Source organism: Mahella australiensis 50-1 BON, assembly GCF_000213255.1.
GTDB lineage: Bacteria > Bacillota > Clostridia > Mahellales > Mahellaceae > Mahella > Mahella australiensis.
In genome coordinates, this window is the sequence record NC_015520.1 from 2,816,269 (window position 1) to 2,833,749 (window position 17,481).

General features: G+C 41.1%; 6 protein-coding genes. All 6 read right to left on the reverse strand.

Annotated features, from left to right (window positions below; genetic code table 11):
• Positions 1-85: 85 nt before the first annotated feature.
• Entirely contained in the window at positions 86-1,150 is a 1,065-nt protein-coding gene (locus MAHAU_RS13275) for a uroporphyrinogen decarboxylase/cobalamine-independent methonine synthase family protein (RefSeq protein WP_148258439.1), read from the reverse strand.
• 36 nt (positions 1,151-1,186) lie between these two features.
• Positions 1,187-3,118: a TIM-barrel domain-containing protein gene (locus tag MAHAU_RS13280; RefSeq protein ID WP_013782236.1), complete on the reverse strand. Its 1,932-nt coding sequence runs from the start codon at positions 3,116-3,118 to the stop codon at positions 1,187-1,189.
• A gap of 224 nt (positions 3,119-3,342) precedes the next feature.
• Positions 3,343-5,148, reverse strand: a complete 1,806-nt coding sequence (locus tag MAHAU_RS13285) for a sensor histidine kinase (protein ID WP_013782237.1) — start codon at positions 5,146-5,148, stop codon at positions 3,343-3,345.
• Positions 5,138-6,733 carry a response regulator gene (locus MAHAU_RS13290; RefSeq protein WP_013782238.1) on the reverse strand — a complete coding sequence of 532 codons (1,596 nt, stop codon included), beginning with the start codon at positions 6,731-6,733 and terminating at the stop codon, positions 5,138-5,140. The genes MAHAU_RS13285 and MAHAU_RS13290 overlap by 11 nt, the downstream gene beginning before the upstream one ends.
• Positions 6,734-6,864: 131 nt before the next feature.
• On the reverse strand, positions 6,865-11,742 hold the full coding sequence (locus MAHAU_RS13295; RefSeq protein ID WP_013782239.1) for an OmpL47-type beta-barrel domain-containing protein: 4,878 nt from the start codon (positions 11,740-11,742) through the stop codon (positions 6,865-6,867).
• Between the two features lie 73 nt (positions 11,743-11,815).
• Entirely contained in the window at positions 11,816-17,470 is a 5,655-nt protein-coding gene (locus MAHAU_RS13300) for an OmpL47-type beta-barrel domain-containing protein (protein ID WP_013782240.1), read from the reverse strand.
• Positions 17,471-17,481: the final 11 nt, after the last annotated feature.

Consider the following 17,481-nt stretch of genomic DNA (forward strand, 5'->3'; position numbering starts at 1 on the left):
GCACTTTAAACTAACAGGATGTATATTTTTTATACTTTTGTAGCGATATTTTAACCCGTTATCTATTTAACAATCACAATGACCATTACTTGATTTTTGAATGGTCCCTTACGAAGGAAATAACTTCTTCCGCTTCATCTCTGTTACTGCAACTGACAGTTAATATAAATCTCCCCTTTCTTAACTCGTCAATATACATATATACCTCCTCGGGCACGCATTCAATATCCACTGCAATATCTCCAACCTGACTTAATAAATATCCCAAATCTGTCACAGGCCTTTTGGGTCTTGGGTCGGAGGAAATCTGTTCAATCCAGACACCATTCAACCCAGCGATGTTTTTATATTGATGCGGAGCCAAAGAATGATGGTGAATATATGCGCCACCCGCAGCATTTATAACTCTACTGGTATATGGAGCGCCGAATTCTTGGTATTGAGTCGGCGAAGACATGTCTGCAGCGTCTTCCAGTATAAGTATGCCCGAAGGAATCCACTTGCCAAAAGTAAAGGTACCTCCCCAAGGATTGTTTATTGCTTCGTGTATATTGAAATAGTTTTCGAGAATTGCAGGAACGGCCAGTTCCAATAATTTTTTTAACTCATAAGGATGTTCATAATAGTCCGTAAACAACTCATTACCTCTTAGTAAATTTGCCACATCAAGGGGACTCGGACTGGGAAACGGCTTCACCATAAAGCGTCCGGCAGCCATTTCAGAAATATACCTCCCTGCTTCAATGAAAATCTCGGACCAGAATCTATCCTTATTGTATAATGGACTCCTCAATTTACCCCAATCATCTAATACGGGGTGCATATAGCTTGTGTTATCAGTAAATGAAATATCCGTGTCGCAAAAAACCATGCCAAAAGCCCCAAAACCATAATGAAGAGTTATCCCGTAAATCAGATCGTCATCAAGTCCTCTACGGTCTTCCATTATCCGCTCCGTATTTTCGATCAGAACATCCCAATATCTTTTATGCTCATCTTTACTTGAGAAATCAAAGTCCCTCAAGTCAATATCTATGGTATCATCGGTTTTGTAATTTGCCACAATTAAAATATTACCCTTTTCTTTTGAATTATAGAATCGCTTATATCTGTCAAGCTTTATGCTCATTTCATCTACAGGTTTCATCATCACGCCTCCGAATATAAAATTTTCGATATATCCGTATCACACACAGCACTGTATTCTCTTGAGTTCATACCTTTGAGTTTCCTCTCTGAAACCGTTGAAATCAATTTCTATTTCCTTATACCGCGTTGCATGAGTTTCTCCGTCATCCTCGACAAGTACGGTTTTACCTTTGTCGCCATAGCACTTTAAAGTTATTTGAAACACTGTATCTTTTGATATATATTGCATAGGTTCCGCCAAGGGTATTACCGAGTCTTTTTTTATATAAACAGGAATATTGTCGGTTTGTACTTCATGCCATCCTCTTTCATACTTTTTATCTGTCCAAAAATCATACCAAGCGTCACCGGGCAAATACACCATTCTCTTGTCCTCGTCAACGGTCATCGGAGCTACCAGCATGCTGTCCCCGAACATATATTCATCATCGATGTTATAGGTGTTTTCATCATCCGAATAATCGCTTACCAAAGCCCTAATAGGCGGTACACCATGCTTATGATATCTATAAAAAGCAGAATACACATAAGGAACAAGAGACATTCTTAATTCAAGCAGCTCTCTCACTTCGTCTCCTGCTCCCAGTTTAATCCAAGGGGCTTCTTCAGTATTCCATGCGTTGATAATTACTCTGGGCGAAAATACCACAGTCTGAAGACGCCTCAACAAATCCTTTTTATTCTTTGCTCTTCTTAGTTCCGGAACCCATAATAAACCACTGAATCCCGCTGTTGCTAGCCCTCTGATAAAGACCTTATGATCATACAGATCACTATATAGCACGAAAGGGTATGGGGCAGCAAATGCTCCCGAATTTCTCACTTCTGAAAATGTTCTTTGATTGCCCAGGGCTTTTAGTATCGTTTTCTGATACAGAATACCGAATAAGCTGTGCATTTGTTCTCCATCAACACCTGATGGAAATTCATCACAGTTTGGGAATGACCAACCTCCGGTAAAGTCGCTCCCATCGCATTCATCGAGCTTAAAACCTGTAATTCCTTCGTCAACAAATTTATTTTTATGGTATTCGGAAAAGATATCTCTTGCTGTCTCACCTGCAAAGTCCGTGGTTATACCCTTCCAAACCTCATATGTACCGCTAAAGTCGTGTAACTTTTGATACAATGGCGAAATCGAATTCACAAATGCGTGCTCCCATAAGTTAATGTTAAAATTACTATTCCTCAAGTAACGTATTAGTTCTTTATAGTTCGGATAGCGTTCATTATCCCAAACGTAAGAACATGAATAGCTACTGCTCTGCCACCCGGGTTCAAGCCCGATAATATCGCAGGGCATTTTCCTTTCTCTAAAATAATCTGCCATTTTAATAACCTGATTATCGGTATATTTCGCATTGCATCTGTACGAAACGCCAAGTCCCCATAATGGCGGCATGCATCCGCCTCCGGAAAACATATTGTATTTTGCCACAACATCAGTAATGCTTTCACCTTCAAATATATAGATATCCACTCCTTTGGCCACAGGAATATCTATTACCATTACTGTTTTTTCCGTATATCCGGTCTTTTTATAAAGCTCCTCGGCATTCGTAATGACTGTATTGTTCGGAACTGCCGGTCTATTTTTATTTTTACCATAACCACAATAAAATTCTGCATATCTTGCTGTATCAACATAAATGCCATAATATTTATTAGTACAGTAAAAAGGTACGGGTGCGTGGCTGTCACCGCTGTTCGAAACAGGGTCGGCATTGGGACGCATCATCTTCTTACTGCCTTTATGGTTAAATCCATTCAACTGAAGCCCAAAACCGTAAACCTCCTCATCAAATTCTAAGGGAATCTCCAATCTGCATCCTCTCAAAGTTTTTTTAAAGTTAATGGAGCCTATATTGAATTTTGTTGCATCAGAGAGCTCTATCTTCGATATTTCCTTATATTTTGTCGGTGTAATCGATTCCGGTTCTCCAAAAGTCAGCTTATATACGCCTGTCATATTTCATCTCCGTCTTCTATGAATTAATATGTCATATATCTTACGTTGTTCTCTTAACCACATTCCGCATCTATCATCTATTGCTTCAACAATAATTACTATAACTCTTTAACGCGACATGGTAAATGATATAGATTTGACATAATGCGCTATAAAATTAAGCACTTTAAACTAACAGAATGTATATTTTTTATACTTTTGTAGCTATTTTTTAACTCGGTTATCTATTTAACGATCGGGATCAATACGCACACCGTTGTTCCTACATTCTGTTCGCTTTCTATAGTTATGCCATATTTTTGCCCGAACATCAGCTTTATGCGTTGATTTACATTCCTCAAGCCAATATGTTGGCCTTCTTTAGCATAATAATCGCCACTCAATTCGGTATTCAGCCGCACTACTTCATCGCGCGGTATGCCTATGCCGTTATCGGCGACTTCGATGATTATATCAGCCCCCATTTTATAAGCCTTTATGCTGATCATGCCTTTACCGGTCTTGGGCTTTATACCGTGATATATAGCATTCTCTATAAGAGGCTGAAGCGTGATCTTTAATATTTTACAATCCATTATTTCATCGGCTATCGACCATAAGACATCGAACTTATCATTATATCTCGTCCGCTGAATATCCACATATCGTTGAGCATGCTTTATCTCAACAGTTATCGGTATAAGATTACCTTCTGTTTCAAAGCTCAATCTCAATAGCTGAGATAAAGCCACCACCGTAGATGATACCTCATTTGGGCCTCCCGTTAATCTAACTGCCATCCAGTTTATAGTTTCCAATGTGTTATATAGGAAGTGCGGGCTGATCTGCGATTGCAGCGCCAAAGCCTGAGCACTTTTCAAAAGCTCCAGACGCCGTTCCAGCTCTTTTCCCATCTCCTGATTTTCGTCTAAGGTTTTCATAATGTTGTCAGCGATATACTTAAATTCGTCGGAATTATTTGTGCCTTTAGAAGATTGCATCCATTCGCTTGGTTTTTCCATTAATACGATGATATCCTTTATTGGACGGAAAATCCTAATCGCCGCAAAAAACGATAATACAACTCCTATGATTATACATATCATTATTATAATTGTCATAAATGCACGCAAATATCGGATCTTATACTCATATTGCGATAGTGGTACAATCGATATCATCGTCCAATCATTATATTCGGATGGCACGATGGAAATCACTTCTTTTATGCCATTTATATCAACAATAGGACGAGAAATAGTACCATCGGAACCAGGATATTCAATAGGCGTTACAGCTTTGATATCTTTGCCCATAACCGCAGGATCTTTATTATACAACACCTTGCCGCCCGCATCCACCATGAATACATTTTCAAAGCGTTCCGGCGTTACATTGCCGAACAATCCCCCCAATCTTTCCACGTTTATATTAATAACAACAGTCCCTTCGCTCTTACGGTCAAACGGATTAATGGTCCTATATATCGAAATGTATTTATGGATTACACCTGTCGCGTCGGCCCCCTGGCGCAATTCGTTCCAATAAAACATATCGTTCTTGTTGGTAGTATAACTTGTATGCCAGCTTTTGTCATAAAAATCGCTTAATGTACCATTTCCCCTTGTGCTCAGCACAAAATCATTCCTCTCAGAATAGATGTATATGGAATCTATATAGTCGCTGGAGTTGACTACCATATTGATATTGCGATTCACTGCTTGCGTCTTATTATAAATATCATCTGCAGAAGCATAGTCCATAGGGAACATCAGAAACCACTGCACATCCTGATCGGATGCTATATTAAGGGATTGTTTATCGGTCTCCCGAATCATTACATCTACCATATCCCTGACTTTCGACAGCGCATTAGCATTAAGCTCTCGCATTTCACCCTGCATAAGGTTATTATAGTAGCCGTACACCCCGATGCTTAGTCCCACAAGCGGCAATATTATGAGCAGTAAAACAAGTATAAAGTTCTTCACGAATATGCTGTTAAATTTGTAATTCTTGATATAGCGCCATATTTCCGTTTTATTGCTCACAATCGTATCTGTTCTCCCGCAATATATTTGATCGGAATTCCGACGGTGTAAAACCCGTATAAGCCTTAAATAATTTTGAGAAATATCTGGTATTTTTATATCCTGCCATTTCGCTTATTTCATGCACTTTAAGCCTCGGATCCCTAAGCATTTCCTTTGCTTTTTCCATCCTTACTCTTACGAGGTAATCGATAAAATTCTCGCCAGTTTGCTGCTTGAAAAAGCGGCTGAAATATACGGGATTCAAAAATACGTGATCGGCTACGTTCTCCAATGATATATCTTTGTTGTAATTTCTGTTTATATATCTTTTGGCCTTTTCTATGGTATTTTGTTCGGGAGTCTTTTTGACTTGTCTCACCAATTCTACGATTCGGTACAGTTCGTTCTGCCCCCACGAATGTATTTTATCGACGTCGTCCAGCAACAATATGGTATCGTAGTTAATACCACCTTGATCCAAAATGCGCATATCGATACCGGCATCCTTAAGCTTGTCACGAATAGTGGCAAACAACTCGATTATAAGGCTGCGTATCTTTTTTATACCCATATCTTTAATATCGCTTAAAAAGCCATTGAATAAGTTTGATACCCCATCGGAATCGCCCGCCTCTATGCACGATACAAAAAGCTTCTCTCTGTCGAGCATCCCGGTTAAATCGTAGTCGTTCACCTCATTTGCATGTGTATACAACAACGCCCTGCCACCGGATGACAGTTCAAATAGGCTACCGGACACATACTGCAGCTTTACGGTGGTCTCTAAACCAAAGATAGCCTTGATACCTTGCTTAACGCTTTCAAAAGTATCTTCTATCGCATGTTTAAACGACGCTTCGTCCATTGCGTACGTAGCTATCACCAACATCTGCACATAGTTATGGATATTATATACGGGAAAACAGCGTATGCCATTATCCTCAATTCGCACAAAATTGTGCATAGCTGTATAAAAACCGTCTTTGCCATATTCCCATTTATCTTGAATATATTCATCGAATCCTATTATTTCCAGCAGGATAAGCCCACATATGTTTGATTCAGGGTTTATATCTATCTTACAAAGTCGCATACGCCTTTCTATTTCCTGTTTGTCGGTAAGCACTCCCGTTATTATATCTGTGAACAATTGCTCTTGCAAAATAGGTATAATCTCTTGGTACTGACGGCGCTCCTGCTCGATTCTTCTTTCTCTCTCATTTTCTTCATCCAACTGGGCTTTTATTTGCCTAAAAACACGAGTTATTTCATTAAATGCGATAGGCTTCAGAAGATAATGCTCTACTTTATAGTCAACCGCCTGCCTTGCGAAATCAAATTCTTTATAGCCGCTTATAAGCACTACTTTTATGTCAAGCTTATTTTCATAGATGTATTTCGCCAAATCAAGGCCGGATACAAAGGTCATCTTTATATCGGTCAATACAACATCCACAGACGCTTTTTCCACATATTCCAACGCCTGCTTACCGTCGGCAAATTGAGCAACTACTTCAAATCCCATTGCTTGCCAATCGACAAAATTGGCTAATCCCTCTCGTACAATATCCTCATCATCCACTATAATGATTTTATAGGGCATCAGATATAACCCCCATCAATACAAAATACATTCATTTGTTGTCTAAAATCGATAACAATATTATATCATCATATGAAACAAAGATAAATGGCGCTGTTTCTTTTGAACAACGCCATTTATCTTTATGCTTGTTATTCTTTCGTCAACGCTTCAATAAATGCATCGGCATCAGCATTGAGAGCCGTCTTCGCACCCTCCGATACGAACCTGTTCATGGCTTTGTTGTTAAGATGATTCTTGAAATCCTCCATGCCCTTTACAGCCATTTTCAGATTGGCTTCCGCAAGCTTCTGCTCGACTTTATCCCGTATCTTTTCTATCAAGTCTTTTATCCTGTGTCCGATTCCTAAGCCTTTGTCCCCGTCCTCATTATCCGCTCCAAGCTGCTCTTCTACTTTGTCCATAAAGAACTCGGCTTGCTTTAGATCATTGCTGAGCTGCATAAACAACGGGTTTTTTATGTCCCCCGATGCTTTATAGCGGTCCAGCAACCCCTGCATAGAAGCAATGCTGGTCGTTATTTCAAATGTGAGGTTCGCTTCTGTGGTGTTTCCCGCCTTATCCTCTACGACAATAGCGATGCTATGCTGTCCCAGCTTACCCGCGAAATCCATTTTTGTGTCCGGTTGATACGGCTCACCATCTACAACAACAGATGATATTGCTATGCCGGACAGATTATCCTCAGCTTCAACAGCGAAGCTTAAAAATTGATAATCCTCAAATACAGAAGCATCCTCAAATGATGTTCCGTTAACCGTCAGGTTGAATGCCGGCGCTGTCTTGTCTATAGCCAAAGCCACAGTCTTAGCCTCTTCGACATTACCGGCCTTGTCGACGGAGCGATACATGATCACGTATTGCTCATCTCCTGTCAGAACAATGGGCTGGCTGTATGTCTCCCACGTCTGGCCGCTGTCCATACTGTATTCAGTTCTTGCAATGCCGGATACATCGTCTGTCGCTGCAAATGTAACCGTTACATCGGATGTATACCAGCCATTCTCACCCTGCTGCCCCACTATTTCGGTGGTTGTTACCGGCGACACATTGTCCGGTATTGGCACAAATTTGAACCAATCGAAATTGCCGCTTGATCCGCCCGCTTTATCCGGAAATACGAGGTATAAACCATGAACGCCCGTGACCGTATCGACAGATACCTCTTGCGTCTGATAATTCTGGAATCCACCGGTAGACTGCACAACCATCGTGCCTATCAGTTGCCCGTCGGGAGCATCAAGCCTTATTTCCACGCGACCCCCGGCCCATCCATCGCTCACTGCCACATTGAGAATAAATTTTGATACTCCATATTGAAAATCAACGTTATTATAACATACCCAGCCATTCCCTTGAGTGTTCCAAATAATTGGAGGATCCGACATAGCGGAAACCGGATATTTGATGTCATCATAAATGACAGCCTCAATAGACTCATATGCATTTCGATTCATAATAATCATTGAACCTGATACTGTAATCCCGCCCAATGTTACCTCTGCTGAAATTATAGCTCTGCCATGCTTTTTAACCGTAACCAGACCATCACTATTTACAGTAGCAATTTCTGGGGCGCTGCTGCTGAAAGAAATCCCTGCCTCCGCTAAATTAGCATCCTTTCCATCCAGCATGATCCCTCTGATATCAAGTAGAGCTGAAGATCCAACTGTTAACGGCTCCATACTGCTTACCAAAACTTCATTCAGAATGTTTTTGATAACTGTTATCTTTATATGAACATATCTGGTAACCCCGCTAGTGGTCACAGAAGCAAGTATGTTGGCTATCCCAGGTTGTATTCCTGTAACGCCACCATGATCATCCACCACTGCAACCTGTTCATTATCACTACTATACGATACAATAGAAGAATCCGGATCATAACAATCTCTTAGTGTCTTTGAAACAAACTGTTCTAAATCCAGTTGATTTTGCTCGATTAAATTAGTGTTGATTGCATAGTCAAACCCAGACAAAATATCGAAACTGCTTGTTTTTGTTATCCCACCTTTCTTAACCGTCGCAGTAATCCGAGCTATACCTCTGCTTATGGCCGTTACTAATCCATGTTTATCAACAACCGCAATACCTTCATCGTCACTAGCATATTGTATATCTGCGCCTGACAAATCAGCTATATACCCATCAACTGTTCGCCCTAATAACTTCAACTGCAATGAATTATTCAAAGCAAGAGGCGTCCACGACTTATTGTTCGATTGTTCGGAATGTATATATAGTCTATCCAGTTTGTCAGACTGATCAGTAAATGGAAAATCTTCTGTCAGACCGATATCTTTTAAATCGATATCCTCAACACCTAGTGCATAAACGGGAGAGTCGTATATAAACCTGTAATCATGCTCATCTGGATTAATAAACTCAGGATTTGCTGTAATGGAATTTGAGTCGAAAATTCCCTCATTGATCTGCTTCCATTGGTCAATTGTCGAAACATTAGCCACTCCCTCTATTTTATATTCATCACTAATATTGAAAAACACGTTGTTATCTGCTTTTTTAATTAAGTCCTGCGGTTGTCCATGCTCCAAGTGATAAATAGGATTTACTTCGCAGAGAACGTTGTTCTCAATTACGGCATTTGGCGATTGTCGTATCCAAAATCCTCTTCTCAAATTTTTATTATCAACAATTAAGTTGTTTTTATATAGGTTATCGCCCAGCTGTGCTTGTCCTCCTTCTATTATGTTGTCCATTATCGCTGAAATAGGAACATCTCTGTTTTCTTCATTCATATTAGAAATAATGTTATTGGTTACTGTAAATCCATCCGCTAAGGCATCTAAGTATATTCCGTTTATGTTATTTGTTCCATATTTCCCATAACCATTAATATCATGTATCCAGTTGTTATTAATAATATTCCCCACTCCAGTATGATAGGCATAGATAGGGCCTGCGTCACCCGCTTCAGTTACAGCATCAAAAATGTCATTAAACTCCACAATATTATTTCGAGTGTGCGTATAAGTCTTTACATTTTCTCTCGTAACAACTGTACCGTCTGCTGCAGTCTTTCCTAGAGTTCTCATCCAATCATCGTAAAGTTCAATTGCTCCTCTGGTTGTATCATAAATCCGATTATGAGAGATAATATTGTCTCCGCTGCCGACTATAATGATACCATATCCGTCAAACGCATTGAAAAAACCCGTACGAAAAATCCGATTATTTGATACAAGGTTATGATCATTAATCGAATTAGCAGTTAGATCATTTATTGTACCCTGACGCAAACATGGACCTTCTAAAAATACACCAGCCCCACCGATATCACATATCTGATTCCCTTTAATTTCGTTATACTGAGCAAGCCCGAATAACCGTATACCATTCATACCAATATTAGTTAATCGGCAGTTTATAATTTCAATATTTCGCACATTTTCCATCCAAACTGCACTCATTTTAGTTTGTATTAATTGCTGTAAATTAGCCATACCACCGAAATAATAATTGTCAACCAAATCAGTGTTTCCAATCGTGAGACCATTAAATATGACATCATGTACCGGGCTTTGCTCCGAACTCCCCTTTACCTCCAAAATCGTCTTTAGTTGCGGAATTTCGATTATCTGCTGCTCGATAGGGGTTTCCCTCGGCCAGTAATACAATGTACCGGTAGCTTTATCCAGATAAAATTCCCCCGGTTGATCCAAAAATTCCACCGCCCCCTGGATATAATAACGCGACTGCGCGGGAATAGAGCTTGCAGGATATTTAAGCGTTACGCTTCTATCGGCATAATCAACGTTCTTCACCTCATATATCCCCGCATTCCAACCGGAATCCTGGGAAAGATATACCTGAAGACCGCTCATATCACCGACCGCCGGTATATCTCCTTCGGTAAAGTGGAATTGAGTATTTGTGGTCGGTCCCTGCGTATCTTTGAAAACATTCTTACCGTCGTCGCCTATATTGGGATACCTGGCTTTCCAACTTCTCTCTCCGTTCTCATACAATGTGTTAAAATACATGCCTTCATACACAGGCCCGCCTTTGGAAAGCACCTCTTTAAAGGAAGCATCATCATAATACGCTTCGCCTACAACCGTTCTATAATTATTATCCAACGGATAGTTCCTCAGTTCAAATCTTATCTTCACCGTATTGGCATTCCATATTATATCTGCGCCGCTTCCCGCCGGTCCTATAGTCCCCGCATACATCTTCCAGTCGTTTGCCGTTTTATCCAGTTGAAATCCATTAAATGAAACCTGTTGCCCCGAAGCATTAGCCTGCATTATGCGAAATCCCGCACTCCCCGATACATATTTGGCCCAGAATGTGTATCGATAGGTCTTTGTTGTGTCCACATCAACCCATTGAAACGTATCCATAGCGCCGTTTCCGTCGGCGCGCGGTTCATTAATATGCAGGCTATGACTGCCCGACTTGGCCTCGTTCGTGCTTATCTCCGCAATGTCCTGAGGATCGACCGGCCACGGTTTCTCTACTATCCACTGTGCCATGGCATCTTCGAATCCTCCGTTGACGAGCATTTCATCGCCGAGCTGTTCCGGTACATCTGTCGTGCCTTCTCCTACTTTGGCTTTATATATATTGCCTTCGTATGGTTCCCAATCGGTTATACGAGTACCACCGTTGAGCACCGGTTCCTCTCCGGGATAGTTCTTGTATATGACCTTATAACCGTTCCTACCGGAGTCCCTTTCATCAAATGTCACCGTCGAATCAAGATAGTATGTACCTCCGCGGAGCATAACGGTTATATCCGATGTCATGCCATTTGCAATAGCCGCTCTCACCGTATCCCTCGCCTTTTCGATGGTCCTAAAGGGTGCCTCCAACGTACCCGGATTGGAGTCGTCGCCATCGGGCGACACATAATAATCGGCTAAACCCTCGGCTTTGGCGCTGATAGCAGGCACAACCGGTACGCCGAACACTGTTATCAAGAACACCGCCGCCAATATAGCAGAGATCCAACGCCCCACAGATCGCTTTAGTAATATAAACATATAATTAACCTTCCTCTCATATATTTATAAGCATCTTGACATAAGCTATTTTCATAGTACATACGACAAATTGTTATTCTTTCGTCCACGCCTCAATAAATGCATCGGCATCAGCATTGAGAGCCGTCTTCGCATTCTCCGATACGAACCTGCTCATGGCTTTGTTGTTAAGATGATTCTTGAAATCCTCCATGCCCTTTACAGCCATTTTCAGATTGGCTTCCGCAAGCTTCTGCTCGACTTTATCCCGTATCTTTTCTATCAAGTCTTTTATCCTGCGTCCGATTCCTAAGCCTTTGTCCCCGTCCTCATTATCCACTCCAAGCTGCTCTTCTCCTTTGTCCATAAAGAACTCGGCTTGCTTTAGATCATTGCTAAGCTGCATAAACAACGGATTTTTTATATCCCCCGACGTTTTATAACGGTTCAGCAATCCCTGCATAGAATCAATGCTGGTCGTTATTTCAAACGCATAGTTTGCCTCAGACATGTTGCCCGCTTTATCCCCCACGACAGCGCTGATGCTATGCTGTCCCAGCTTACCCACGAAATCCATTTTTGTGTCCGGTTGATACGGCTCACCATCTACAACAACAGATGATGTTGCTATGCCGGACAGATTATCCTCAGCCTCAACGGCGAAGCTTAAAGGCTGATAATCCTCGAATACCGACCCGTCTTCAAACGGCGTTCCGTTGACTGTCAGGTTGAATACCGGAGCGGTCTTGTCTATAGCCAAAGCCACAGTCTTAGCCTCTTCGACATTGCCGGCCTTGTCGACGGAGCGATGCATGATCACGTATTGCCCATCTCCTGTCAGAACAATGGGCTGGCTGTAAGTTTCCCACGTCTGGCCGCTGTCCATACTGTATTCAGTTCTTGCAATGCCGGACACATCGTCTGTCGCTGCAAGTGTAACCGTTACATCGGATGTATACCAGCCGCTGCTTTGTTCTCCCGAAATGTTAGCTGTAGTTATAGGTGCTTGCGAATCGCCGGAAACATATTCTACGGACAGATCCGATATTTCGCTTCTAGTGAAATTGCCATCAATAACTGAAAATACGGCTATACCAGCTGTAACGGTGTTACCAATATCAATATTTATACTACCTGCTTCCTTCCACTCGTCGCCTTCTTTATAATAAGCCGTAAATTTATCACCGTTTTTAGTGAGCTTCAATTCTGCAGGAAACTTTAATGTGGCAGCCGGCATTTTATATGCGCAATTCCCACCTTTTTCTGATCTATATACGAATCTAAGTGTTCCATCTGGTAAAATCCTGTAATGCACCATTCTTGAATCTGCATCGTTGGTTTCCCGTATCATTATACCTGACGATGTATCCGTAGTAACAGCCTGCAAACTATCTATTTTAGCCGAGACCGATATTTCACTGTCTTCTTGTGCGAAAACATTGCGATACAAATAGTAGCATTGATCAGCGGTACCCCATACATTGCGTCCGTCCGTAACTATAACATATCCATCCTGCGTTTCTTTTGCATAACCATCTGTCAACGGTCCAAAGGCCGTAGTTCTCCACGGTTCTGTAACCTGATCTTCACCCACTACAACTTTTATACTATTGCCCATGCCTAATCCGTTAATAACAACCGTTATGATAGCTGTCCCTTCTTCTGCATTCGCTCTCAGTCTCAAAATCTGATTATGGCCTTCATTTAAAACTTCCATTATCGATATAACAGATTCATCGCTGCTCGTATAGGTAAGTTCTGCATCAGACAAATCGGCCTCAGTACCGTCGTCATATAAAGCTCTTACCAATAAACCGACCTCGTCGCCAGGTGGTATTATATTTCTGTTAGATGGCATTTCAAGCTTTAATTGTGAAATCTTTTTGTCCACTACTGTAAAAGATACATCGGTGCTTTTACCGTTTGCAGTTAAAGTTATAGTCGCATTCCCCACCGCTTTTGCCGTTACCGTACCGTCATCAGCCACCTCTGCTATGTTAGCGTCGCTGCTTGAATATTTCACAGATTGCCCTATATCCATAATCTGACCATATTTTGAAATACCATATGACAAGATTTTTTGGCTTCCTCCTATTCCCAGGACGGTTGTTGGGACAATCGTTTCAATCTTATCCACAGAATCTTCAACCATTACGTAAACTAAAGCAGACTTTGCTACCCCATCTTTGCTTACTGCCACCGTTATTTTGGCTATACCTTCTCCTATAGCCGTTATTTTGCCATCCGCATTCACTGTCGCAACTTCATTATTATCGCTTTCGTAACTAATATCAGCATTTGAAAGATCCATAAAATAACCCATTCGGCTCTTACCTGTTATATTCAGATCCTTCGATTGGCCAATCGTTAGATTAAACGTAGGCTTGTTATCCTCAGATTGGATAAATACCTTATCCAATGGATCAGCGGGATCAGCAAACTTGAAGTCTGACAATAATCCTATACTATCAAAATCAATATCCTTGAACCCTAAAGCATAAGCAGGAGAATCATATCTCAGTCTATAATCCAGATTATCTGGATCGATAAAGATTGGATCCTTCGCTTGCGAATACTGGTCGTATTTTCCGCTTGCTTTCCAACTCAACAAATCACTCGCAAATGGTGCTCCACTGATTTTATATTCATCGTTGTTGTTAAAGAATGTATTAAAGTCAGCGAATTTACCTCTGGTTTCGTCCCAACCCCCGAATCCATAAATGTAATCTCCACTGTTATAGATTATATTCCTTTGGATATTAAAGTCACCGATAACACCCCAGCCGCTTACACCCACTCCTATCGCGCCTTGTGGAGTATTATTGTCGGCAATAATATTGTTAAAAACCTTTGTATTGGTTGCCGGATTTACAAAGATGCCGTATCTTGTAGTCCCACCATCAGTTTTTTGCAAACCGCTGACAACGTTATTGCTTATAGTAACATAATCTGAGTTTCTATCTGCATATATCCCAAAGCCAAAAGAGAATGGTATACTGCTGTCGTGAACATAATTATTATTTATTACATTACCGACACCGGTAGCCATCGAGTAAATTGGCCCTCCGTCCTGTGAATCATTCATACAGTTATAAACATCATTATATTCTACTTTGTTGTCCCTTGTATGTTCGAAATCGAACACATTGTCTTTTGTAACGGCAATACCGTCTATAGTCCTGCCGATCAATGTCTCCGGCCATTCTCCTCCGAACTGTATTCCAAACCTTGGGGTATCATGTATTTTATTATGGGCAACTATATTATCACCGCTCATGTATAAAAGCACACCCACACCATGGCCTATCAGCCTACCGACACTATAAATGTGATTATTCTCTATACGATTGCTCTTATTGATGTATTTACTGGAAAATGCGGTTCCACTGCTGGCTTCAACGCCGTTAAAACCTATATCATGAATATTATTACCGTATACGGTATTGCCCTGTGCCCAACCCCTCATTTGGATAGCAGAACCACCAGTAGAATATATCTTGCAATCTTTTACACTGATATTCTTCCCGTTCTGTATATAAATAGCCCCTTCATTTGCAGGGCCATTCGTAGTGTTTAATGTTAAACCTTCGAATTGTATATTATTAGCAGGGGCTACTTCAGAACTGCCTTTTACCTGAATTATCCTTTTTACCTTTGGTGCAACAATATTTAAATCGTCAATCTGCTTTCCTGCTTCAAGACCTTTGGGCCAATAATAAAGGACTCCATTGGTTTTATCAAGATAGAATTCTCCGGGTTGATCAAGAAGTTCCAATGCCCCTTTGAGAAAATATCTCGATCCCATAGCGGTATCATATGTAGCTTGTCCGTTCAAAGTAATGATTTTATTTGTATAATCTATAGAGGCAACAGGCAATTCATTAGCAAACCACGCTATACCTCCGCCTGGCCATATGTAAACAGTTAAATCCTTAAGATTGCTAATAGGCGGTATATCTCCATCATTAAAGCCGATTTGTGATTTTGAGCCTTCGCTTACTGTCCTTGCCGCTATATTATATCCTGTATTAGGATAACGAGCTTCAATAGCCATTGCATCATCTTCGGTCAGGTTATCGAACACCCAGCCTGTTCCCACATTTGCTTTGTATATATGCCCTGAATAAGGCTCCCAATTTATAATTCTCTGGCCACCTACCAGCACTGGTTTTTCGCCGGGATAGTTCTTATAAGTTATTTTATAACCGTCTTTTCCGGAATCGTTTTCGTCAAATTCAATAGTCGAATCAATATAATATTCTCCCTGTCGTAAAAATACGTTTATATCGCTCGTCATTCCGGAAGCAATTCTTTGTCTAATAACTTCTTTAGCCCCTTGTATAGTTTTAAACGGCCCGTCGGTTCCTTCAGCGTTCGGTTGGTCAATGGTGCCACTCCAGTTATCGTTTCCATTTGGCGAAATGTAAAAGTCCCTGCCCCAATCCCATTCTCTGAAGTTTATAATATAAGTCCTTTTTGTTATGCCATCCTGCGCCGTAACATCAATAATAGCTTTGCCGGGAATTGATAGTGCTTGTGTTATTGCCACAGTTGCACCGGCAAAATTAGGTTCTGCTGTAACATTCGGCGGCGATGTCGCCCCTTCAGGCATAATAACATTGTATTCGGTCATTGATGGATTGAAATCATCAAGCTCAACCCCATCCAGTTCAATGCTTTTTAACGAAGCGTCCTCGCTTTTATCCACGGTAATCGGCACAGTGGCCGTCTTTGTGACACCATCATACACTGCCGTCACAGTTATAACCGTATCTCCTGTCGATATGCCGGTTATCACGCCATCGCCGGATACCTGCGCTATATCCGGATCCGCGCTTTCAAAACTCAATGAATCAAAATCATTAACGATACTATCGCCATCATTCATTATTCCAGTAACGGTTATCGCCGAAGTTTCACCAACACCTATCTTTGACAGCGATAACGTCGGCCGTATTTCCGCAAGCTGAAGATAATAGACTCTGAAATCGTCCGCATACATTTCCTCTCCGTCTTCCGCGAAGCCCAATGTGACAAAATCTATTCTCTTGATCTTTTTGTCTATATCATCCGTCATGTTTTTTCCACCCTGCAGATGTAAGCCTTCCGCCTTTTTCGCGCCGTTTATATACACATCATATGTATCCTGTGTTTCAGGATCTTGATCGACATGTAACACAGCCTTGATATCATAAGGAGTATTAATCTGAAACGTTTGCAATTGCTCCCAAGTATTATCGTTATATGCCAAGATATTTTCACCATTGAATCTGACTGTATTAACCCTATATTGTGATGTTCCACCGGCAGCATTAGGTATAAACAATACGATAGTCATTAAGTCTTTTGGTGAGCTACTTATTTCGGTAATATAGACCTTTTCCTCTACTATGAAACTTTTTGCTATATCCAGGTCTGTCTTTGCAATACCAACTGTAGCCGGTAAAGGATAATGTTCCCTATCTGGATGCCATCCGTTGTTCCTTATCTTCAGCATTTTGTTGCTGCCAAAGTAAGCATCTTGTTCTACCGCTATGGTATGTGCGCCATAATAATCTCCTGCCCACCAGCCGTTACCAGCAGGAAAGTTCCCGATAGCCCTGGTATCAAACCCTTCATACAGGATATCTCCAGTTTCAGCTTTTGCTGAAGTAATGCCCGGGCCAATAACAAAACCTGTGCCAAGAGATGTGAGCACCAATGCCAGTGTTAACAAATACACGCCCCATTTCTTTAATTTTGTCAACATTTCTATACCCC

Bases quoted from the DNA above. Each gene is read 5' to 3' on its own strand.
- MAHAU_RS13300 (WP_013782240.1), bottom strand. From the start codon at position 17,470: ATGTTGACAAAATTAAAGAAATGGGGCGTGTATTTGTTAACACTGGCA.
- MAHAU_RS13275 (WP_148258439.1), bottom strand. From the start codon at position 1,150: ATGATGAAACCTGTAGATGAAATGAGCATAAAGCTTGACAGATATAAG.
- MAHAU_RS13295 (WP_013782239.1), bottom strand. From the start codon at position 11,742: ATGTTTATATTACTAAAGCGATCTGTGGGGCGTTGGATCTCTGCTATA.
- MAHAU_RS13280 (WP_013782236.1), bottom strand. From the start codon at position 3,118: ATGACAGGCGTATATAAGCTGACTTTTGGAGAACCGGAATCGATTACA.
- MAHAU_RS13290 (WP_013782238.1), bottom strand. From the start codon at position 6,733: ATGCCCTATAAAATCATTATAGTGGATGATGAGGATATTGTACGAGAG.